General features: G+C 34.2%; 20 protein-coding genes. 16 read left to right on the top strand and 4 right to left on the bottom strand.

All coding sequences use genetic code 11. The features are described 5' to 3' along the window. Window positions 1–10: 10 nt before the first annotated feature. Complete coding sequence (locus BHX94_RS05470) at window positions 11–268, top strand: hypothetical protein (protein ID WP_146606900.1); 258 nt, start codon at window positions 11–13, stop codon at window positions 266–268. Between the two features lie 110 nt (window positions 269–378). Here the strand turns inward: BHX94_RS05470 and BHX94_RS05465 are convergent, their stop codons facing one another. Together BHX94_RS05465 and BHX94_RS05460 are read right to left on the bottom strand one after the other, a co-directional pair. After that, the gene (locus BHX94_RS05465; protein WP_170120768.1) at window positions 379–1,083 is read right to left on the bottom strand and encodes a M50 family metallopeptidase; all 705 of its coding nucleotides are present in this window, start codon (window positions 1,081–1,083) and stop codon (window positions 379–381) included. Between the two features lie 68 nt (window positions 1,084–1,151). After that, window positions 1,152–2,429, bottom strand: a complete 1,278-nt coding sequence (locus BHX94_RS05460; RefSeq protein WP_111745231.1) for a DUF1958 domain-containing protein — start codon at window positions 2,427–2,429, stop codon at window positions 1,152–1,154. 300 nt (window positions 2,430–2,729) lie between these two features. On the opposite strand from BHX94_RS05460, the gene BHX94_RS05455 reads away from it, so the two are divergent. Beyond that, window positions 2,730–3,935: a NupC/NupG family nucleoside CNT transporter gene (locus BHX94_RS05455; protein ID WP_111745230.1), complete on the top strand. Its 1,206-nt coding sequence runs from the start codon at window positions 2,730–2,732 to the stop codon at window positions 3,933–3,935. Between the two features lie 260 nt (window positions 3,936–4,195). On the opposite strand, the gene BHX94_RS05450 is transcribed toward BHX94_RS05455, so the two are convergent. Then, on the bottom strand, window positions 4,196–4,735 hold the full coding sequence (locus BHX94_RS05450; RefSeq protein WP_111745229.1) for a hypothetical protein: 540 nt from the start codon (window positions 4,733–4,735) through the stop codon (window positions 4,196–4,198). A 340-nt stretch (window positions 4,736–5,075) separates the two neighbouring features. Here BHX94_RS05450 and BHX94_RS05445 point away from each other — a divergent pair, with 340 nt between their 5' ends. The 4 genes from BHX94_RS05445 (at window position 5,076) to BHX94_RS05430 (ending at window position 9,394) form a co-directional block, all read left to right on the top strand. Further along, window positions 5,076–6,671, top strand: a complete 1,596-nt coding sequence (locus BHX94_RS05445) for an L-lactate permease (RefSeq protein WP_111745228.1) — start codon at window positions 5,076–5,078, stop codon at window positions 6,669–6,671. Between the two features lie 46 nt (window positions 6,672–6,717). Beyond that, the gene (locus BHX94_RS05440; RefSeq protein ID WP_111745227.1) at window positions 6,718–7,656 is read left to right on the top strand and encodes an L-lactate dehydrogenase; all 939 of its coding nucleotides are present in this window, start codon (window positions 6,718–6,720) and stop codon (window positions 7,654–7,656) included. Window positions 7,657–7,792: 136 nt separating this feature from the next. Beyond that, window positions 7,793–8,644, top strand: coding sequence for a YitT family protein (locus BHX94_RS05435; RefSeq protein ID WP_111745226.1), 852 nt, complete (start codon window positions 7,793–7,795; stop codon window positions 8,642–8,644). A 12-nt stretch (window positions 8,645–8,656) separates the two neighbouring features. Then, entirely contained in the window at window positions 8,657–9,394 is a 738-nt protein-coding gene (locus tag BHX94_RS05430) for a glucosamine-6-phosphate deaminase (RefSeq protein WP_199798141.1), read from the top strand. A 14-nt stretch (window positions 9,395–9,408) separates the two neighbouring features. Here the strand turns inward: BHX94_RS05430 and BHX94_RS05425 are convergent, their stop codons facing one another. Further along, complete coding sequence (locus BHX94_RS05425) at window positions 9,409–10,446, bottom strand: NAD(P)/FAD-dependent oxidoreductase (protein ID WP_111745224.1); 1,038 nt, start codon at window positions 10,444–10,446, stop codon at window positions 9,409–9,411. Window positions 10,447–10,592: 146 nt separating this feature from the next. On the opposite strand from BHX94_RS05425, the gene BHX94_RS05420 reads away from it, so the two are divergent. The 10 genes from BHX94_RS05420 (at window position 10,593) to BHX94_RS05375 (ending at window position 20,996) form a co-directional block, all read left to right on the top strand. Continuing rightward, the gene (locus BHX94_RS05420; protein WP_111745223.1) at window positions 10,593–11,405 is read left to right on the top strand and encodes an ABC transporter ATP-binding protein; all 813 of its coding nucleotides are present in this window, start codon (window positions 10,593–10,595) and stop codon (window positions 11,403–11,405) included. Further along, window positions 11,398–12,414 carry a FecCD family ABC transporter permease gene (locus tag BHX94_RS05415; RefSeq protein ID WP_111745222.1) on the top strand — a complete coding sequence of 339 codons (1,017 nt, stop codon included), beginning with the start codon at window positions 11,398–11,400 and terminating at the stop codon, window positions 12,412–12,414. The genes BHX94_RS05420 and BHX94_RS05415 overlap by 8 nt, the downstream gene beginning before the upstream one ends. After that, window positions 12,414–13,412, top strand: a complete 999-nt coding sequence (locus tag BHX94_RS05410; protein WP_111745221.1) for a FecCD family ABC transporter permease — start codon at window positions 12,414–12,416, stop codon at window positions 13,410–13,412. Before BHX94_RS05415 ends, BHX94_RS05410 begins: the two co-directional genes overlap by 1 nt. A gap of 101 nt (window positions 13,413–13,513) precedes the next feature. Continuing rightward, the gene (locus tag BHX94_RS05405; RefSeq protein WP_111745220.1) at window positions 13,514–14,566 is read left to right on the top strand and encodes a GTPase domain-containing protein; all 1,053 of its coding nucleotides are present in this window, start codon (window positions 13,514–13,516) and stop codon (window positions 14,564–14,566) included. A 26-nt stretch (window positions 14,567–14,592) separates the two neighbouring features. After that, window positions 14,593–16,260 (top strand): glycoside hydrolase family 13 protein, encoded by a 1,668-nt coding sequence (locus BHX94_RS05400; protein WP_111745355.1) that lies wholly within the window; start codon window positions 14,593–14,595, stop codon window positions 16,258–16,260. 231 nt (window positions 16,261–16,491) lie between these two features. Then, complete coding sequence (locus tag BHX94_RS05395) at window positions 16,492–17,193, top strand: FadR/GntR family transcriptional regulator (RefSeq protein ID WP_111745219.1); 702 nt, start codon at window positions 16,492–16,494, stop codon at window positions 17,191–17,193. Between the two features lie 139 nt (window positions 17,194–17,332). Next, window positions 17,333–18,067 (top strand): (Fe-S)-binding protein, encoded by a 735-nt coding sequence (locus BHX94_RS05390; protein WP_096077532.1) that lies wholly within the window; start codon window positions 17,333–17,335, stop codon window positions 18,065–18,067. Beyond that, complete coding sequence (locus tag BHX94_RS05385; RefSeq protein WP_111745218.1) at window positions 18,067–19,500, top strand: LutB/LldF family L-lactate oxidation iron-sulfur protein; 1,434 nt, start codon at window positions 18,067–18,069, stop codon at window positions 19,498–19,500. Before BHX94_RS05390 ends, BHX94_RS05385 begins: the two co-directional genes overlap by 1 nt. Further along, entirely contained in the window at window positions 19,500–20,192 is a 693-nt protein-coding gene (locus tag BHX94_RS05380; protein WP_188018021.1) for a LutC/YkgG family protein, read from the top strand. Before BHX94_RS05385 ends, BHX94_RS05380 begins: the two co-directional genes overlap by 1 nt. Window positions 20,193–20,315: 123 nt before the next feature. Beyond that, a complete protein-coding gene (locus BHX94_RS05375) occupies window positions 20,316–20,996 on the top strand; it encodes a class I SAM-dependent methyltransferase (RefSeq protein ID WP_111745217.1) in 681 nt (226 codons plus the stop codon). The last annotated feature ends 3 nt before the right edge of the window (window positions 20,997–20,999 follow it).

The following is a 20,999-nucleotide window of genomic DNA, read 5'->3' as shown; positions in this document are numbered from 1 at the left end:
GGAATGTGGTTTGGAAATTAACGTTATTTGTGATAAGACGAAAGCGATTGTGTGTAAAGGGTGTTTGAAGCGTATGAAGAAGGTGGAATTGATTAGAGATAACTTGATAGAATTAGAAGTATTGTTGAATCGCCCGATAACAACAAAGGATGCTCATCGCTGGGTAGGAAGGGAGTTGAGGCATACGACTAAAAGAGTGCTTGAGAAATATTTTAATAAAGTTGATGATAGATACTATTACTTTGAAAAATATTATAATAAACTATGATTTAAGTTGGCCGATTCAGCTAGAGAACCGCTCCAAGTAGGGTAAAATGGGCCGATTCAGTGAGAGAACCGCCCCAACCAACTAACGAAAAAATCCTATCCAAAGCCACATCATCCCAATACTATGACTTTCACAACGTACCAGCAGCTTCCGAGTTGCACTATCATAAACAAGAAATAATAAACCAAAACTGGCAATCTTGTTAAACGGCTTAACATTGCACCATCCCAAGAAGTATTCCCCTGGAAATAGATGATAGTCATCGTATAGCTTGATAGAATCGTGTCAGCCAATAGAACGCCTAGCACGATATAAATGAACCAATCTCCAACCATCCACATTGAAACAACATCCGGATACCGATAATACAAATAAAATCCACCGATAATCAATATTATCACGACAAATGGAAATATTTTTCGAGATGTTTTTACAAAATAATAGAGAAACACAAGTCCTAGTAATATCCAAAAACCGATTTGCCACGCTCTCGATAAACAAAATACTCCAAGTATTAAAAATAGTGGTGGAAACAAATAACCTGTGATAAAAGTAGCAAATCGATTCCATCCAGATGTCGTATGTGAAATAGCATAACCGTTACGTCCGGTAGCAAGTCGTTCAGACCTTCTTGTCACGATAACAATGTCGCTTACTTTTCCCCCAGTTAACTGACATATCAATGCATGTCCGAATTCGTGCAATAATGTTGGTAAATAACTCAACCACAACATCAATACATTCGGTCGATTATAGTAATATAATGATAATATTAAATAAATGCTAGCAAATGCTAACAATAAAAAAGTATTCAAATGCTTCACCTCATAAAGATAGTAGCATAAAAAAAGATGCGACTCCTCAATCTGGAGACGCATCTTTTTTAGTTCTTCTTAATTTTCGGCCAATAATAGTAAATCAATATCCCAAGTCCCAATAAAAATGAAGAAATTAAGGCAGTCATTATTGATAAATAATGATCATTCCAAAACTTCTTCAATTTATATTGCTGGTAATCTTCGTATTTTACACTTGCAGGTTTATAATCTTTGGATACAAATTGACGTTCATAATCATAATGAACGCTACCATCTTTTAAAATTAATTTTCCGGGTTGATCTTTTTTCACGATGTCATATAAATCTTTATGAACAAAGTATTCTTTACCGTTAAGTTTATGTATGCCTTTTGTTAAAACCTTTTTATATTCATATTTATTAAATGCATCCTGCATCACAGCGTTAGCCATTTTATTTCTATTGTATTCCGCATCAGGATCCAGCCAATGTTGTACACCTAGAACGACTGCGATAACACGCATGTTTTGCTGTTTAGCGGTAACTGTTACATTGAAACCGGCTGTATCACTAGAACCAGTCTTTAATCCGTCTGCTCCTTTAAAAGGGTATTGTCCCCCTTCTAAAGAATGGTTATAAGTTTTAAATGACTCTTCATCTTCAGTACCAGGTTTAACAGTAACGAACGCTTTTTTAGTAAACTTTAAAATTTCTGGATGTTCGCTTACTAAATGCTGACTTAAAATCGCATAATCGCGTGCAGACGTTAAATTATCTCCATCTGCTTGATAACGCTTTGGTTTATATTGAAGAAGCATATTATTTGGTGCACCGACAGGATTTAAGAAACGAGTATTTTTCATCCCAAGTACTTTTGCTGTTTTATTCATACGATCCACGAAATCAGAATCGTCTTTTTCTACTAAATTCACTAACATATAAGTTGCCGCATTACTTGATGGCGTTACTGCAAGCTGAATAAGATCGGAGACCTTATAAGTGGCACCTTTTCTAAAGACGTTATTACTTAACATCGGTAAACGGGCAATCGTCCAATATTTATCGTTAACTGTTACTTTTGTACTAAAAGTAATTTTTCTTTTTTCCATTTCTTCCATCAACAAATATAAAGACATCAATTTAGACATAGAAGCGGGTGGTGCTTTGGTATCAATATTATCACCATACAGAATCTGCCCATTTTTTTCAGCAATAACAATCGTACCTTTAGGATTATACTTAGGAGCTATATTCATCCCTTCCTGTGTTGCAATTTCAGACGGTGTCGCTGCTGAAATCGATCCTGTAAATGAAAAGAAAAGAATAAAGCTTACAATAAAGCTTTTTAAATTATAATTTTTCATGATATAAAACTCCTATGTTCTGTTTTCAATGATTACATTTTATCATAATACCCTAATAGAAAAAGACATACATTATCTTTTAAAAATAATTTTTCGACAATCGAGTGTAATATGACAAAATAAAAAATAAATACAGATGATATTATTGATAAAACGTTTTCAAAACTTTTAATATTCGAGATTTGAAAAAATAATGACAACAGTATGAAAAAATGTTCGTAAATAAATGAAAATAATTGTATTGTTTACGAGTTAATCATGCTATAATCTTAAAGATAAAAAAAATAAAAGGTGGAAATCATGAATACTTATTTATTGCTTAATGTTTTAGGTATCTTTGTCTTTATTTTAGTCGCATTTGTTTTCTCGCGTGATAAGAAAAATATCGACTGGAAATCAGTCGTTATTATGTTAGTTGTTAACTTATTCTTAGCATGGTTTTTTACACAATTCCCTTGGGGACGTAATGGTGTAAAAGCTGTAGCAGATGCATTTAGCTGGATGTTACAAGCAGCATATGTAGGTATCGGAATGCCGTTCGGTAGCTGGACAGCACCTGGTCCTGGAAAAATGGATATGGCAGTTTCTGCATTATTACCAATTTTATTCGTAGTACCTTTATTTGATATTTTAATGTATATCGGCGTATTACCATTTATTATTAAATGGTTCGGTTGGTTAATCGGTAAAGTAACAGGCCAGCCTAAATTTGAATCATTCTATTCAGTAGAGATGATGGTTCTAGGTAATACTGAAGCTTTGGCTGTTTCAAAAGAGCAAGTGAGTCATATGAATGCAGCACGTGTACTTACAGTTGCATTGATGTCAATGAGCTGTATTTCAGGTTCAATCGTTGGTGCTTATGTAACAATGGTACCTGGTGAATTAGTTTTAACTGCAATTCCATTAAATATTATTAACGCAATTATTATTGCAACTATTTTAAACCCAGTTAAATTAACACCAGAAGAAGATTACGTTGTTGAAATCAAACATGAGAATCGTCAACCATTCTTCTCGTTCTTAGGTGATTCTGTATTAGGTGCAGGTAAATTAATTTTAATCATCATCGCTTTCTTAATTGCATTCGTATCATTAGCACACTTTATTGATATGTTATTAGGTTTAATTAATAAAGACCTGAAATTAGATTTAATCTTAGGTTGGGTTATGGCGCCATTTGCTTTATTACTTGGATTACCATGGGATCAAGCAATTACAGTGGGTGCTCATATGGCGAAAAAAATCATTACTAACGAATTCGTTGTAATGATTGATATTCAAAAATCACTTCCGAAAATGGACAACCACATGAAAGCGGTACTTGTTACATTCTTAATCTCATTTGCCAACTTCTCGACAGTTGGTATGATTATTGGGGCATTAAAAGGTATCGTCGATGTGAAAACTTCTGACTTTATCGCTAAATATGTACCGATGATGTTACTAGCAGGTATTTTAGTATCATTATTATCTGCTGCGTTTGTAGGGTTATTTAGCTGGTAGAATTAATATTAAATTCATATAGAATTAATAAAGATTTATTATAATGTAGGTGTATAATAAAGCGAGATAAGGGAGACGGTTCTTGTGAAAAGACTGTTAAGAGATCTTAGAAGACGCTTGAAACGTGCATTCAAATCGAATAAGAAGTCGCTGGCAAATTAACTGATTAGTATATTTAATCAGGCTATAGTAAAGAACCGAATGAACTATCAATCGTAAGAGCATTGATAATTCATTCGGTTTTTGTTTTGCAGTTGCTTTTATTTTGTAGTCATAAATCCAGAGAGTTTGTAGCCATTTTTAGTTTTTACAAAATCGAATTTATTTTTAATATTGTAATGTGCTTTATAAGTATATGTTAAACCGTTCTTAATATGTTTCGTATTTGAAGGTGCACCATATATCTTTTTTATTTTAGCTGTAGAAATGGCATAGTCATCAAAATTAAAGTAGATACCCTTGAGTTTTGAATTATTATAGAGCTTATTATTTTTTAAACTAAAGATAAACGTCGCATTACGTGATTGGTATACGCCATTATGTACTTTTTTATAAGTAATTTGGTTATTCTTCATCACGCGCTTGAATATTCCGTATTCAGTATTGATGTTTACACCATCGTACGTGAAACCATTCTTATTAATTGCATTCTTAAAAGTTGTCTTTAAAACTGTGCTATCATCCATATCACCTTTGTGCCAGTAATAATAACCAGCAGCATCAGCATTGTTCGGAGTAATAAGTGTCATCGAAAGAGCGCCAACAAGTAATGTTGAACCAATTGTTGTTATTTTTTTCATCGTTTCATCCCCTATAATATTGATATGATTTGTTATCATTTGCAATATATTTAGTTACAGTTTACCCTTTAATTAAGTAAAATAATCATTTTATTGGGGATTTTAGCTGAAATTCGTTAGCTTAAAGGCTACTACGCTAAGTATTTGGTTAAATTGACATGTTTTAAAACATATATTCATAATATGTGAAAATAATCACAAAAAATGCTTGCATAACATTTCATAACGTTGTAGTATGGAACTGTATTAAGGGTATTCGATTTAAGATAGTAACAGTTTTCTTTGTTTTCGTGAAAAGTAAATATCCTAAAAAAACAAATTTTAGAAAGAAGGAAAAGAGATGTTCGTAGAATCGTTCGATCCATTCAACAATTTAGCGTTATCAGCAATTGTTGCCGCAGTACCTATTATAATGTTTTTATTATGTTTAACAGTTTTAAAAATGAAAGGTATCAACGCAGCAATACTTACGCTTGTTGTAACTGCGTTAATTGCATTATTCGTATTTAAAATTCCTGGTGCTGTAGCAGCAGGTGGTGTAACAGAAGGAATTGTACAAGGTTTATTCCCGATTGGTTACATCATCGTTATGGCAGTTTGGTTATACAAAGTTGCTGTAGAAAGTGGGAAATTCGAGGTCATTCAAGATTCGATTTCTGGTATTTCAGCTGACCAGCGTATTCAATTATTATTAATTGCATACTGTTTTAACGCGTTCTTAGAAGGAGCAGCAGGATTTGGTGTACCAATCGCAATTTGTGCAGTTTTACTAGTTCAATTAGGTTTTGAACCATTGAAAGCTGCGATGTTCTGTCTGATAGCTAACGGTGCATCAGGTGCCTTTGGAGCAATTGGTATACCAGTTGGTATCATCAACACATTAGGTTTAAAGGGTGGCGTAACAGCAATGGATGTTTCACAAACGTCTGTATTCACGTTACCTATTATTAATATAGTTATCCCATTCTTATTAGTGTTTATTCTGGATGGTTTTAAAGGTATTAAAGAAACATTACCAGCAATTTTAGTTTCAGGTTTAGTTTACACAGGTATGGGAATTGTTATTACTTTATTCATGGGGCCAGAACTTGCTGCGTTATTACCAGCTTTAATTGCGATGGCAGCATTAGCTTTATTCTGTAGCAAATGGCAACCGAAAAATATCTTCCGCTTAACAGATGATGAGGTAAAAGTAACGAAACATCCAGCGAAAGAGATTATTACTGCATGGAGCCCGTTCTATTTCTTAACAGGTTTAGTATTACTATGGAGCTTACCAGCATTCAAAGCATTATTCGCTGAAGGTGGGCCATTAGCAAAAACAATTCTTACATTTACAATGCCTGGTACGTTTAATGAAACACTTGGAAAAGGTGTAATGATTAAACTAGACTTTATCGGCGCTACTGGTACTGCTATTTTAATCGCAGTATTACTAACAATTGCGTTCTCACCGAAAATTAATATCGGTAAATCAATTGAATTACTTGGTCGTACAATTAAAGAGTTATGGATTCCAATCGTAACGATTTCAGCAATCTTAGCTATTGCTAAATTAACAACATATGGTGGGTTAACTGTAGCAATGGGTCAAGCAATTGCGAAAACAGGCTCAATCTTCCCATTACTTTCTCCAATTTTAGGTTGGATCGGCGTATTTATGACAGGGTCTGTTGTAAATAACAACGTATTATTTGCTTCAATACAAGCGACTGCAGCAAGTACTATCGGTACAAATCCTGCATTACTTGTAGCAGCAAACACAGCTGGTGGTGTTATGGCTAAATTAATTTCACCACAATCAATTGCAATTGCATCTGCAGCAGTTGGAGCAGTTGGGGAAGAATCAAAATTATTAAATATGACGCTTAAGTATAGTATCGCTTTACTCGTATTTGTATGTTTATGGACTTATGTATTAAGTATTATGCTTTAATTCATAGCATTAATAAATTCAAAATAAACTTAAAGGAGTATTTGAAATGGCTAAATTTAAAGGTAATAAAGTTGTATTAGTGGGTAACGGTGCAGTTGGATCAAGCTATGCATTCGCAATGTTAAACCAAGGTGTTTGTGATGAATTCGTCATTATTGATTTAAACGAAGCGAAAGCTATCGGAGATGCAATGGATTTAAATCACGGTGTTGTGTATGCGCCAAATCCAATGAATATTAAATATGGTACTTACGCAGATTGTTCAGACGCAGATTTAATCGTAATTTGTGCTGGTGCAGCTCAAAAGCCTGGAGAAACACGTTTAGATCTTGTTGAGAAAAACATGAAAATCTTTAAATCAATTGTAGATGACATTATGAAATCTGGGTTTGATGGTATTTTCTTAATTGCAACGAACCCTGTAGATGTATTAACGTATGCAGTTCAAAAATTCTCAGGATTACCAGAAGGACGTGTAATTGGTTCAGGTACAATTTTAGATACAGCACGTTTCCGTTACTTGTTAAGTCAGGAAATTGGTGTAGCTGCTGAGAGTGTAGAAGCAAATATTATCGGTGAACATGGTGACTCTGAACTTGCAGTATGGAGTAGTGCAAATGTTGCAGGCATTAAAGTTGTTGACTTCTTAGATAATAACGAAGAGAAGATGAATGAAATTTACGTGAATACACGTGATGCAGCTTACGAAATCATTAAAGCAAAAGGCGCTACATACTACGGTGTAGCAATGGGCTTAACGCGTATTTCTAAAGCGATATTAGGTAATGAAAACTCTGTATTAACAGTTTCAGCAAAATTAAACGGTGAGTATGGCCATGATGATGTGTATATTGGTGTACCGACGTTAATCAATCGTAACGGTATAAGTAAAGTATTTGAAACACCATTATCAGCTGAAGAACAAGAAAAATTTGATAAATCAGTTGCAACTTTAAAAGCCATTCAAGAACCTTTCTTTAAATAATAACGTTTAAAATAATATATTTCGGGGCATCTGTAAACAGGTGTCCTTTTTTATGCTGTACTGTTGAAAGAGTGTGTAAAGTTCGATACACTTACAACCGACTTCAATTATTATTTAATTATTAAAGGAGGAAAAGATGAACTATTTTAGAAATTTAAAAATTACCTGGAAATCAGTCTTTTTTGTATTGTTAGGCTCTTTAATATTTTCTCTTGCAGTGAACGTTTTCATTATTCCTGCCAATTTAGGTGAAGGCGGTGTAACGGGGATGTCACTTATCTTTCTATATAGTTTCGGTTGGTCTCCTGCGATTACAACGTTATTAATGAACCTAGTATTACTGGCTGTAGGATATAAATTTTTATCGAAACGTTCTATGGCATTAACGATTATTTCTATCGTTGCACTTTCAGTATTTTTAAAAATAACTGAACCGTTACAACTTCATTTAAAAGAAGTTTTAGTGAGCACGATTTTCGGTGGATTTTTAGTAGGCATTGGTATCGGAATGATTGTGCTGGTAGGAGGTACTACAGCTGGTACAACAATACTTGCGCGTATTGCTCATAAATATCTAGATGTAAGTACATCTTATGCATTGTTATTCTTTGATTTAATTGTTGTGGCGATTTCATTAACTGTTATCCCAGTAGAAAAAGCACTATTAACAGTTTTAAGTTTATATTTAGGTACAAAATCAATGGATATGATTATTGAAGGATTAAATCCTAAAAAAGCAATTACAATCATTTCACAAAATCCAGATCCGATTGCTAAAATGTTAGATGAAGATATTGGTCGTGGCATTACAATACTAAATGGTCGCGGGTATTATAGTAAAAGAGAGACAGAAGTTCTGTATTGTGTTATTAATAAATTACAGCTTACAAAGACAAAACGTATGATTAAAAAGATTGATGAAAAAGCATTTGTTGTCGTCCATGATGTCCGTGATGTTTTAGGCAATGGTTTTATCAATGAAGATTAAGGAGATATAATAATGGAATTTATTAATTTAGGGAATGCATCACTTGCCGCTCAGTATGTTGCGATAGAATTATTTAGAGAAATCAAGCGTAATCCACATACTAAACTAGGATTAGCAACAGGTGGAACGATGGAACCTGTATATGCTGCATTAGTTAAGCTGATAAAGTCAAACCCAGTTAATTTATCTCATCTTAAAACATTTAATCTAGATGAATATTTTGAATTAGATAAGCAAAGTCCGCAAAGTTACCTTTATTACATGAAACATCATTTATTTAACCATATTGATATAAAGCCGGAACAATATTATTTCCCGGACAATGATAGAGAGAATCTGGCTGAGAATAATAAGGCTTATGATGAATTGATTATGAAAGAACATCCTGTTAATCTTCAGTTGCTTGGCATTGGGACGAATGGTCATATAGGTTTTAATGAACCGGGTACATCGTTTACGTCTAATACGAGAATGGTCGACCTTTCAGAAGAAACGATTCGTGCGAATGCAAGATTTTTCGATACAATTGACCAGGTGCCTACGCAAGCAGTGACGATGGGGATAACTACGATTATGCAATCGGATAGAATTATTCTTTTAGCGACCGGAGAAAAGAAACAACCTATTATTCAACAGTTATACGGTATGACACAGCCGGATGAAGATATACCAGCGAGCGTATTACTTAATCATCCAAATGCATTAATTATTACAGATGATGAAGCTTCACCATATAAAAAAAAGGACTAATTTTAGTCCTTTTTTTATGATTCAAATAATTTTTTCTTTATCTTTTCATTTTCTTCTTCGAATATTGGATTGTGACTTGAAACGATGCCGTATGATGGTGCACCTGGGTCAAGATACATTTTAATCTGATTAATAGAAGTCGCTGCGTCATGGAAACAACCGATTATTAAGTTGACTTTCGCATCGTGTTTCAATATGTCACCGATAGCATAAATACCTGGCGTGTTCGTAGAAGTATTTGCATTGCCTTTAATATAAAAATCATCAACACGTTCAAATTGAACTGAACTGTCATTTAATAGCTCGCAGTCCATATGGAAACCATGATTGATAATGACATCGTCGACATCTAAAATTTGAATGGTGTCATCAGTATTATGAATAATTTCAACTTGTTTAATTTCGTCCGCTTCTGCAATCAGAGAATGAATTGTTTGGTTAGTCATCTTGATTACTCCTAATTCATCCAGTTGACGCACTGTCTCTTCGTGACCTTTAAAATCTTCTTTACGGCATATAATATGCACACTTTTTGCAATAGGAGCAATATCATGTGCCCAGTCAACTGCGGCATTTCCACCACCAGAAATAAGTACGCGCTTATCTTTAAAGCGTTTTAAAGAAGGGACTACATAATGTAGGTTATTAACTTCATATCGATCGGCACCTTCAATATCCAGTTTAATCGGCTTGATGATACCTGAACCCACTGCCACGATAACAGTTTTAGAGTGATAAGATTTATCGTTTGTCTCTACGATAAAGTGAAAGTCATTTTCTTTTTTTATATCTGTAACGACGGTGTTCAGAATAATCTCCGGATTAAATGTAGTGCCTTGTTTAATCAAGTTCTGCATAATCTCTGCTGCAGGTTGAGGAGGAATCCCACCAGCATCCCAAACAATTTTCTCTGGGAAAAGGTTAAGTTTTCCGCCTAAAGTATTGTTCTGATCAATGATGCGTACTTTCAAACCTCGTAATCCTGCATAAAAAGCAGCATAAAGACCAGCAGGCCCACCACCGATAATCGTTATATCTAATAATTTTTTCATAAAGTATGTCTCCCTAATTATCTTGCGTTGTAAGTTATTATACTATAAAATATAACAGTATTGATAATGATTATCAATTATATGAGAGTGATAATGGTTTGAAAATTGGAATATTTCATTTTGGAATTAATGAAAGAAGGATATATATGAATCGATTAGAAGGTAAGAAGATTACCATTAATTATGGCGAAAGGGACATCATTAAAAATTTAGATGTTTCCATTCCTGATAAAAAAGTGACATCTATTATAGGGCCGAATGGATGCGGAAAATCAACGTTATTAAAAGCACTGTCAAGAATATTAAACGTAGCGCATGGTGAAGTGATATTAGACGGAAAGAATATTCATCAGCAACCAACTAAAGAAGTTGCTAAAAAGATTGCAATCCTACCACAATCACCTGATGTGGCAGATGGATTAAGTGTTTATGAACTGATCAGTTATGGCAGATTTCCTTATCAGAAAGGATTTGGTAGACTTACTCAGCTTGATCATCAGGAAATTGAATGGGCGATGCGTGTAACAGGTACAACAGATTTCAAAGATAAGAATGTTAATGATCTAAGTGGTGGACAAAGACAACGTGTATGGATTGCTATGGCTTTAGCCCAGAAGACTGATATTATTTTCCTTGATGAACCAACAACATATCTAGATATTTCGCATCAATTAGAAATTTTAGAACTTGTTAGAGATTTAAACGAACAGGAAAATTGTACGATTATAATGGTTCTCCATGATATTAATCAAGCAGTTCGATTTTCTGATCATATTATTGCAATGAAAGATGGGAATATCATTAAGCAAGGAGATACGATGAATGTTTTGACTAAGGATGTCTTAGAAGAAGTGTTTAATATAGATGCCGAGCTCAGCGTAGATCCACGAAATGGAAAGCCGATGCTTGTAACCTATGATTTATTATGCAAGCACTATAGCAGGGATACAGATGAATAAACAAAGTACATCTACAAATAAACGATATATATTTTCCGGGAAATTATACATCGTCATTCCATTGCTTCTTCTTTTATTGCTGACAATGTTAATTGTTTCATTTATGTTGGGAGTAAATAACTATAGTTTTAAAACAATTTATGATGCGCTATTTCATTATCGAGATATTTCTGAACATAATATTATTCGTGATATACGTATGCCTAGAGAAATAGCTGCCATGCTTGTTGGGATGAGTCTTGCTTGTACTGGTGCAGTCATGCAGGGAGTAACTAAGAATCCTTTGGCAGATCCTGCTTTAATCGGACTTAATTCAGGAGCAGCTTTAGGTATCAGTATATTATTTGCATTTACGAGTGGAGCGAACTTTTTTGCGATTATACTGGCTGGATTTATAGGTGCAATTGTTGGAGGAACCATTGTATTGGTGCTCGGTTTAAGTAAAAAAGGTGGCTTTAATACGATGCGTATTATATTAGCTGGAGCAGCTGTGAGTAGTTTGTTATTAGCAATTGCTGAAGGGATTTCGTTATATTTTAGAACGAATCAAAGTTCGATGCTTTGGTCTAGTGCTGGTGTTGCTGGTACGACCTGGACACAACTAAAATATGCATCCCCGATAATATTAATTGTTATCATCTTCGTACTGCTTATCGGTCATCAGCTTACTGTGTTATCTTTAGGTGATGAAATGGCACAAGGTTTAGGGGTCAATTTAACGTCGATAAGAATTATATTCTCATTATTAACGATGATTTTAGCCGGTGTCGCAGTGGCAATGGCAGGTTCCTTAGCATTTGTAGGATTGATGATTCCACATATTGCACGTCTTTTAGTTGGCGTAGATTATAGAAAGTTGCTACCTGTCGCAACACTTTTAGGTGGAATATTTCTTGTTTGCGCTGATATACTGGCACGCATGATGGGAGAGTCTCCTGTAGGTGCAATCATTTCAATTATAGGTGTGCCTTTCTTTATTTATCTCGTAAGAAAGGTAGGAATTTCATAATGCATACTAAAACTAAAAATGTGTTTATATCAACTATTTTAATTATTATTTTGTTTGCAATCATTACAGTGAGTATGACTGTTGGAGATTTTAAGATGTCACCATTACAATTTTTAAAAACATTATTTGGTATGGGAAAAGAAACAGATACGATGGTGCTCTATGAATTTCGTATGCCAAGATTACTTGTAACGATATTATGTGGTGCTGCACTTAGTTTAAGTGGTGCACTACTGCAAAGTATTACTAAAAATCCACTGGCAGATCCAGGTATTATAGGGATAAATGCAGGCAGTGGATTCTTTATCGCATTGCTTATGATATTCATGCCGGTCGACAGCAGTAATTTTGTATATGTACTGCCGCTATTTAGTTTGATTGGTGGTCTGATTACAGCAGCGACAGTATTTCTGTTGAGTAGTTCTAAACGTGGTTTAAATCCGATGCAAATGATTCTTATCGGGGTTGGGTTGTCTACTGCATTGAGTGGTGCGATGATTATGATGACATCGACATTTAATAAAGAAGATGTTGAATTTATCTCTAAATGGCTAGGTGGTAATATATGGGGTGATACATGGCCATTTGTTTGGATGATTATTACAGTGTTAATTATCACGATACCTATCCTTTTGCTGAAACTAGATATACTAAACATTCTTAATACACATGAACATATTTCAACAGGTCTTGGCATAAGGATTAATAGAGAAAGATTAGTAATTCTGATTATTTCTGTAATGTTGTGTGCAAGCGCGGTTTCAATTTGTGGTAGTATAGCATTCGTGGGTTTGATTGCACCTCACATTGCAAGACAATTAGTTGGCCCAAGACATCAGGTTTTTATTCCGATTACAATATTGTTAGGTGCGATACTTTTAAGTTTTGCTGATACTTTAGGTCGGCTTTTAATAGAACCTGCCGGCATGCCGGCAGGTATCATAGTTAGTATTATTGGAGCACCATATTTTCTTTATTTAATGCGTAGAGGATTGTAGTACAATGAAAGGTACATTTTCTGACTGGAAATGTGCCTTTTTATGCTTGCTATGAAAAGAAACGGGAATAAGAATAGAAATAATGTGGAAGGGTGACAGTTATGGAGAAGCATCCATTAATCAGAGCATACGAAACGTTTATTAGAAATAAATCGCTGAATAAAATAGGAATTATAGGACAACCCGATGCAGGGAAAAGCGCATTGATTAATGCGGTGTGTCCAGCTAAAGCACATACATCTGTGCATACAGATGCTACTTTAGAAACTACGACTTATCCATTTAATGATTATGGATTTTTGGTGGATTTCCCTGGTGTTGGAACAGAAGAAGTGACTGTTCAAAAATATAAAAAGATTATTCAGAATGAATCGGCAATAGAACATTACTTTTATATTTTTTCAAGTAAAATCAAAGAAGTAGATATTGAGATGATTAAATATCTAAGTAAACAAGATAAGATGATTACGTTTATCTACAACAAAGTAGATGCACTAATCGATGTGAACGGAAAAGATGACAAAGAAATATTAATGCGTGACAAAGACACTGAACTTAAAGTGACGCTAAAGCCTTATATTAAGACACCACTTAACTACCATTTTACAAGTGCTTTAGATGGTACTGGGATAGAAACGCTTAAATTACATATTGAAAGTATATTTGAAGAAGAACAAAAAGAATATTTTCAAAGATACAATGATGCTTCTTATCTCGATAGTTATTTGAATTACAAAGTAAACTCATCATTTCCTAAACTGTTCACACCGAGCTTTAAAAAGATTGTCTTAAAAGAAAATTTTAAAGTTATTGAACGTACTATAATGACACATTTTAAAATCCAGGAAGATGACATAATGGAGCGTCGAAAAGAATGGATTGATATAGATAAATATATCCGCGAATTTGAAGAGATGAAAGAAAAAGATAAAAATAATGGACTAACGCAACTTATGGAGTTTAGAAAAATTGTGCAATTAATTAGAACATCATTTAAAATGAAAAGTATCAATCCGGTAACAGTTGCAGTATCTTCAATCGTTGAAATGGGACTGAACAACACTTTCCCGATATTTCAAGCGATTGCTAAATATGTTGAAGAAATTAAACAGATTGCCCGTGAAGTGATAGAAGATGACAAAAACAAAATATGAATTCACATTAGGAGGTCACTATGACAATCGAAAGAAAATGGTGGAAAGAAGCAGTATGTTATCAAGTTTATCCAAGAAGTTTTAAAGATTCCGATGGTGATGGTATAGGTGATATTAATGGTATTACTGAGAAGTTGGATTATCTGAAAGACTTAGGTATCGATGTTATATGGGTGAGTCCTATATTTGAATCGCCAAATGATGATAATGGCTATGACATTAGTAATTACCAGGAAATTATGCGTGACTTTGGAACAATGGAAGACTTTGACCGATTATTATATGAAGTACACAAACGAGATATGAAGCTTATTTTAGACCTCGTCATCAATCATACAAGTGATGAACATCAATGGTTTGTTGAAGCGAAGAAGAGTAAGGACAACGAGTTTCGTGACTGGTACATCTGGAAAGATGGTTTAGAAGGTAAGGAACCGAATAACTGGGCAAGTATATTTGAAGGTTCGGCATGGGAATATGATGCGACAACTGATCAATACTACATGCACGTATTTAGCAGAAAACAACCTGATTTAAATTGGGAAAATAAAGATATGCGTCAAGCCATCTATAATATGGTGAACTGGTGGCTTGATAAAGGGATTGATGGCTTTAGAGTAGATGCTATCAGTCACATTAAAAAAAGTTTCGAAAAAGGTGACTTACCAGGTGCTGATAAGCTAGGTTATGCTGAATCATTTGAAGGACATATGAATCAACCGGGGATTCAAAAGTATTTACAGGAATTGAAAGAACATACATTTGATAAATATGACATTATGACTGTCGGTGAAGCAAATGGTGTTACAACGAAAGATGCTGATGAATGGGTAGGCAAAGACAATGGTAAGTTTAATATGGTCTTTCAATTTGAACATTTAAATCTATGGGATCATAATGTCGGAAAAAGTTTTGATATTTTAGGCTATAAAGAAGTATTGAATGCCTGGCAAAAAGGTTTAGAAGCAACTGGATGGAATGCATTATTCATTGAAAACCATGATCGACAACGTGTATCATCAACTTGGGGTGACGATGTAGATTATTGGTTTGAAAGTTCGACGAGCCATGGCGTTGTATATTTCTTACTGCAAGGTACGCCATTTATTTATCAAGGACAGGAAATTGGGATGACCAATTATCCTTTTGAAACTATAGATGATTTTGATGATGTACATGCTAAAAATATTTATAACCAGGAACTTAAAAAAGGAATGACAAAAGAAGCGGTGTTAGAAATGTTAGGACGTATTTCAAGAGATAATACGCGTACACCGATGCAATGGGATGATACAAAAAATGCTGGATTTACAACAGGGACCCCTTGGTTAAAAGTGAATCCAAATTATGAAGAGATTAATGTCTTCGTACAGGAAAGAAAAGAAGATTCGCTATTAAATTTCTATAAAAAATTGATTCAGTTAAAGAAGGATAACTTAACATTAACATATGGATCATTTGATTTGATTTATCCGGAAGATAAAAATGTTTTTGCATATACGCGTACATTAGAAGATGAACAATTTATTATTTTAGGAAATTTAAGTCACAACAAAGTTACTTTAAAGACAGATGATAAGCTCAATCTTGCTAAAGAAAAACAAGTATTGAACAACTATCCAATTGATAAACAATCAGCAGATGTATTTACACTGATGCCGTTTGAGGCGAGAGTTTATAAAGTGCAAAGATAAAGGTAATGACGAAGTAGATTCAGATATTATCAATGGGGAAGTCAAAGTAGAGATTAATGAACTTGATAAACAAAATATTTCAGCTGGATACACAAAACCGGTCCGAAAAATGAAGCATAAATAATATTGCTAAAGACAGGGTAATTACCTGTCTTTTTTATTTTTAAAAACCTCACACTTAACTTATCCTTTGATATAATAGCACCAATAGGGCATATCGGAGGAATGAATGTGGTAAGAATTGAAAAGAAGAAATTATATGAAGAGATTGCAGATCGCATTATTATGCAAATCAAAGAAGGTGAATTTGAAATCGATGAAAAACTGCCATCTATTCAAAAATTGGCTCAGGATTATGGCGTAGGACAAGCGTCTATTAGAGAAGCTTTAAATGCTTTGCGTGTAATGGAACTCGTTGAAATCCGTCATGGTGAAGGAACGTTTGTAAAGCATATTAAACCTAAAGTCTTTTCTAAAGAGATGTCAGTATATACTAAAAAAGATATTATTGATTTATTAGAAGTACGTAAAATTATAGAAGTTGGCGCTGCAGGTCGTGCTGCTGTGAAGCATTCAGAAGAGGATTTACAGAATATTAAAGATGCACTCGAGCAGATGAAACTAGCAGTACATAATAAAGCAATTGGTGAACAAAGTGACTTTACTTTCCATTTAGCGATTGCTAAAGCTACTAAGAATGAGTTGTTAGCTCAACTATTAGTAGAAGTATCAGATAAAGTGAAGACAACAATGAAAGAGACGCGTAAAATCTGGATTTATACAGAAACGAAATCTATCGAAAAGTTATATAAAGAGCATCTTGAGATTTATGAAGCAATCAAACAAAAAGATATAAAACTTTCTGAAGAAAAGATGCTTAAACATTTAGAAGAAGTGGAATATGTATTATTAGAACATTTAGAAACTAAGTAAGATAAATAAATTATGGAATTTTGTCACTTGCATTTAGATTATCATTCCAATAAAATAGTACTGTTAGAGATACAGTCATCCGATGACTGAAAATTTTATCAATATTGGGCGATATTGATAACTAGAGGGGTGTTTGATTATGAAAGTAAGTTTATTTAGTACATGTTTAGTAGACGTTTTTGAAAAAAGAGTAGGTATTGCAACTGTAGAATTACTTGAAAAATTAGGTTGTGAAGTGGACTTTCCTGCGGCACAAGTATGTTGTGGGCAACCGGCATATAATTCTGGATATCATGAAGAAACGAAAAAAGCCGCACAAAACATGATCAAAGCTTTTGAAAATTCAGAGTATGTTGTAGCACCGTCTGGTTCATGTATTACAATGTTTAAACATTATCCAGATTTATTTAAAGATGATATGGTGTGGCGTGATCGCGCACAACGTTTGGCGGATAAATCTTATGAAGTAACACAATTTATCGTTAATGTTCTTGGTGTTACGGATGTAGGTGCCAAGTTAGAAGGTAAAGCAACAATGCATCCATCATGCCATAATACACGTTTATTACATAACTCAGAGCCACCGAAGAAGTTATTATCTGCAGTAGAAGGATTAGAGATTGTAGAGCTACCTGAATATTACAATTGTTGTGGATTCGGTGGAACATTTGCTGTTAAGATGAATGATGTTTCAGGTGAAATGGTCGATGAAAAAGTAGATTGTATCGTAAAAAGTGGTGCCGATTATTTAGTTGGAGCAGATGCAAGTTGCTTAATGAATATTGAAGGACGTTTAAAACGTCGTGGTGAAAAAGTTAAGGTTTACCACATCGTAGAAATCCTGAATAATAATACAGAGGCGGTGACTGTATAATGAGTATGAAAATTGGTAATGAAACATTTAAGAAAGCTGTAAAAACAGAACTTAAAGATGATTTTATGCGTGGTGCGGTCTCTAGTGCCCAAGATAGATTGCGTGAACGAAAAATAAAGTCTCAGGAATCACTAGGTAACTGGGAAGAGTGGAGAAGTCACTCTGAAGAGATCCGTCAGCATACATTAGCGAATTTAGATTATTATTTAAATATGCTCGCAGAAAATGTCGCAGCAAAAGGCGGACATGTATTTTTTGCTGAAACTGCAGAAGAAGCAAATGAGTATGTTCAAAAAGTATTAGTAGAAAAAAAGGCGAAAAAAGTAGCAAAGTCAAAATCAATGGTTACAGAAGAGATTGATTTGAATAAGGCGATGGAAGCTGTTGGTTGTGAAGTAATCGAAACAGACTTAGGTGAATATATTTTACAAGTTGATGATCACAATCCACCATCACATATCGTTACACCAGCTTTACACATGAATAAAGATCAGATTCAAAAAGTTTTTACTGAAAAACTAGGTTACACTAAATCAAATAGTCCTGAAGATTTAGCTTTATTTGCACGTAAAAAGCTTCGAGAAGAATTCTTGTCAGCAGATGTCGGTATTACAGGTTGTAATTTCGGTGTTGCTGAAAGTGGTTCTTTCACATTAGTAACTAACGAAGGTAATGCACGTATGGTAACAACATTACCAAAAACACAGATTACTGTGATGGGTATGGAACGTATTGTGCCTACGCATGAAGAATTGGAAGTATTAGTTTCTATGTTAACGCGTGCCGCTGTCGGACAAAATTTAACAAGCTATGTGACAACTTTAACAGGTCCTCGTGCAGATGATGAAATCGATGGACCAGAAGAATTTCATCTGGTTATTGTTGATAATGGACGTTCTAAAATATTAGGAACACAATTCCAATCTATTTTACAATGTATTCGTTGTGCAGCATGTGTTAACGTTTGTCCTGTATATCGTCAGGTAGGAGGTCATTCTTATGGTTCTATCTATCCAGGACCAGTAGGTGCTGTATTGACGCCTTTATTAGGTGGTTATAAAGATTATAAAGAACTACCCTATGCATCTACGTTATGTGGTGCTTGTACGGAAGCATGTCCTGTTAAAATCCCGTTACATGACTTATTGTTAGAACATAGACGTGTCATAGTGGAAGAAGAACACATGTCTCCTGTAGCAGAACGATTAGTCATGAAAGGATTTAGTATGGGAGCTTCTCACTCTACTTTATTTAAATATGGTACTAAGATGGCTCCATCAATGATGGCTCCATTTGAAAATAAACAAGAACATATGATTACAAAAGGACCAAAACCTTTACATGCCTGGACAGATACACGTGATTTCCCAATGCCGGATGAAGAAAATTTCCGTGACTGGATGCAAAACAGATTGAAAAGAGGTGCGAAATAATGAAGGGAACAATCCAAAATAAAGATTCGTTTATTAGTAACATCTCAAAAAATCTTAATCGTGCAATGCCTGAAAAGGTAGAAATCCCTGAGTGGAAATTTAGACCACAAGATAAAACATTAACAGGACTTTCTCAAGATGAATTATTGGATGTTTTAAAACAGCAATGTGAATTTATCCATACTGATTTAGTTGTGACTAATTCAAATGAAGTAAATAAAACTTTATCAGATATTATTGCGAAATATGGGAATGGTGAAGTAATTGCTACAAATGATAAACGCTACGCGGAATATGGTATTGATTTAGCTGCTCAAGATGCTTTTATCTGGGATGAAGCAAAAGGCACTGAAAATTTACATGTAGCAGAACGTGCGAATGTCGGAATCACTATTAGTGAATCAACATTAGCTGAAAGCGGAACAGTTGTGTTATATGCAGATAAAGGGATTGGTAGAAGTGTCAGTCTTTTACCTGCAACGTATATTGCAATTGTACCGAAATCTACTATTGTACCAAGATTTACACAAGCTGCTCAAGAAATGAATGAAATGATGAAAGACGCAGCTAACTTTCCAACTTGCATTAACTTAATTACTGGACCATCTAACTCAGCAGATATAGAGATGAAACTTGTAGTAGGTGTTCACGGTCCAATTAAAGCAACATATATTGTTTTAGATGATAAATAAAATTGCAGCCTGGAGCAATAGCTCCAGGTTGTTTGTTTTGATACGGCTATTGCTTTAATAAATATTATGTTTTGTATAGAATGGTGTTAACGTTCATAAAATAAATTTTTATGGAGGCATGAAATGACGATATTTAATGATAAAGTTGCAAATAAGTATGATGCATATTTTGACACAAAAAAAGGGCGTTATGTTTGGCAAGTTGAAACTGATTTAATGAATCAATTGATTGATATTGAAAGTGGTATGCGTGTGCTTGAAATTGGTAGTGGTACAGGGATCTATAGCGTTCCTTTTGCACAACAGGGGTGTATTGTAACAGGTATCGATATATCAGATGAGATGTTAGAGATTTCACGTCAGAAAGTAATTGATCAGCAATTAAATTTAGATTTTATACATATGGATGCTAATGCGCTTCATTTTTCTGAGCATACTTTTGATCGTATTTATTCGATGGGTGTATTAGATTTTGTAGATGATTTAGAATATGCTTTTGAGCAAGCATATCGTGTGTTAAAACCAGGTGGTAAAATCTCCATTGCTGTTGTTAATCGAGATAGTGCTTGGGGGAAACGTTATATGGACCCGGAATATAATAAAGGCAAAGTGTATGAACATGCCCATTTTAAAAATTTAAATGAGCTGATGCGTATTCATCCGGAAGAAATAATAGGCTCAGGAGAGTGTTTATTCGTACCGCCCGATGCTGAGGAAAGTGAATTTACTTTAGAGAATGAAAGATTGATGAGTGACAATGTGGGTGGATGGATTAATGTAGTCTGGCAGAAGGAAGAAGGATAATTA

Source organism: Macrococcoides bohemicum (assembly GCF_003259675.1).
In the GTDB taxonomy this organism is placed as follows: domain Bacteria; phylum Bacillota; class Bacilli; order Staphylococcales; family Staphylococcaceae; genus Macrococcoides; species Macrococcoides bohemicum.
Note: the sequence above shows the minus strand (reverse complement) of the source record. Positions and strands in the feature narration are given on the sequence as shown.

What these genes read in the sequence shown, in the direction of transcription:
- BHX94_RS05455 (WP_111745230.1), top strand. Translation starts at nt 2,730, where the DNA reads ATGAATACTTATTTATTGCTTAATGTTTTAGGTATCTTTGTCTTTATT.
- BHX94_RS05425 (WP_111745224.1), bottom strand. Translation starts at nt 10,446, where the DNA reads ATGAAAAAATTATTAGATATAACGATTATCGGTGGTGGGCCTGCTGGT.
- BHX94_RS05410 (WP_111745221.1), top strand. Translation starts at nt 12,414, where the DNA reads ATGCATACTAAAACTAAAAATGTGTTTATATCAACTATTTTAATTATT.
- BHX94_RS05405 (WP_111745220.1), top strand. Translation starts at nt 13,514, where the DNA reads ATGGAGAAGCATCCATTAATCAGAGCATACGAAACGTTTATTAGAAAT.
- BHX94_RS05460 (WP_111745231.1), bottom strand. Translation starts at nt 2,429, where the DNA reads ATGAAAAATTATAATTTAAAAAGCTTTATTGTAAGCTTTATTCTTTTC.
- BHX94_RS05415 (WP_111745222.1), top strand. Translation starts at nt 11,398, where the DNA reads ATGAATAAACAAAGTACATCTACAAATAAACGATATATATTTTCCGGG.
- BHX94_RS05450 (WP_111745229.1), bottom strand. Translation starts at nt 4,735, where the DNA reads ATGAAAAAAATAACAACAATTGGTTCAACATTACTTGTTGGCGCTCTT.
- BHX94_RS05420 (WP_111745223.1), top strand. Translation starts at nt 10,593, where the DNA reads ATGAATCGATTAGAAGGTAAGAAGATTACCATTAATTATGGCGAAAGG.
- BHX94_RS05385 (WP_111745218.1), top strand. Translation starts at nt 18,067, where the DNA reads ATGAGTATGAAAATTGGTAATGAAACATTTAAGAAAGCTGTAAAAACA.
- BHX94_RS05375 (WP_111745217.1), top strand. Translation starts at nt 20,316, where the DNA reads ATGACGATATTTAATGATAAAGTTGCAAATAAGTATGATGCATATTTT.
- BHX94_RS05440 (WP_111745227.1), top strand. Translation starts at nt 6,718, where the DNA reads ATGGCTAAATTTAAAGGTAATAAAGTTGTATTAGTGGGTAACGGTGCA.
- BHX94_RS05380 (WP_188018021.1), top strand. Translation starts at nt 19,500, where the DNA reads ATGAAGGGAACAATCCAAAATAAAGATTCGTTTATTAGTAACATCTCA.
- BHX94_RS05430 (WP_199798141.1), top strand. Translation starts at nt 8,657, where the DNA reads ATGGAATTTATTAATTTAGGGAATGCATCACTTGCCGCTCAGTATGTT.
- BHX94_RS05390 (WP_096077532.1), top strand. Translation starts at nt 17,333, where the DNA reads ATGAAAGTAAGTTTATTTAGTACATGTTTAGTAGACGTTTTTGAAAAA.
- BHX94_RS05445 (WP_111745228.1), top strand. Translation starts at nt 5,076, where the DNA reads ATGTTCGTAGAATCGTTCGATCCATTCAACAATTTAGCGTTATCAGCA.
- BHX94_RS05435 (WP_111745226.1), top strand. Translation starts at nt 7,793, where the DNA reads ATGAACTATTTTAGAAATTTAAAAATTACCTGGAAATCAGTCTTTTTT.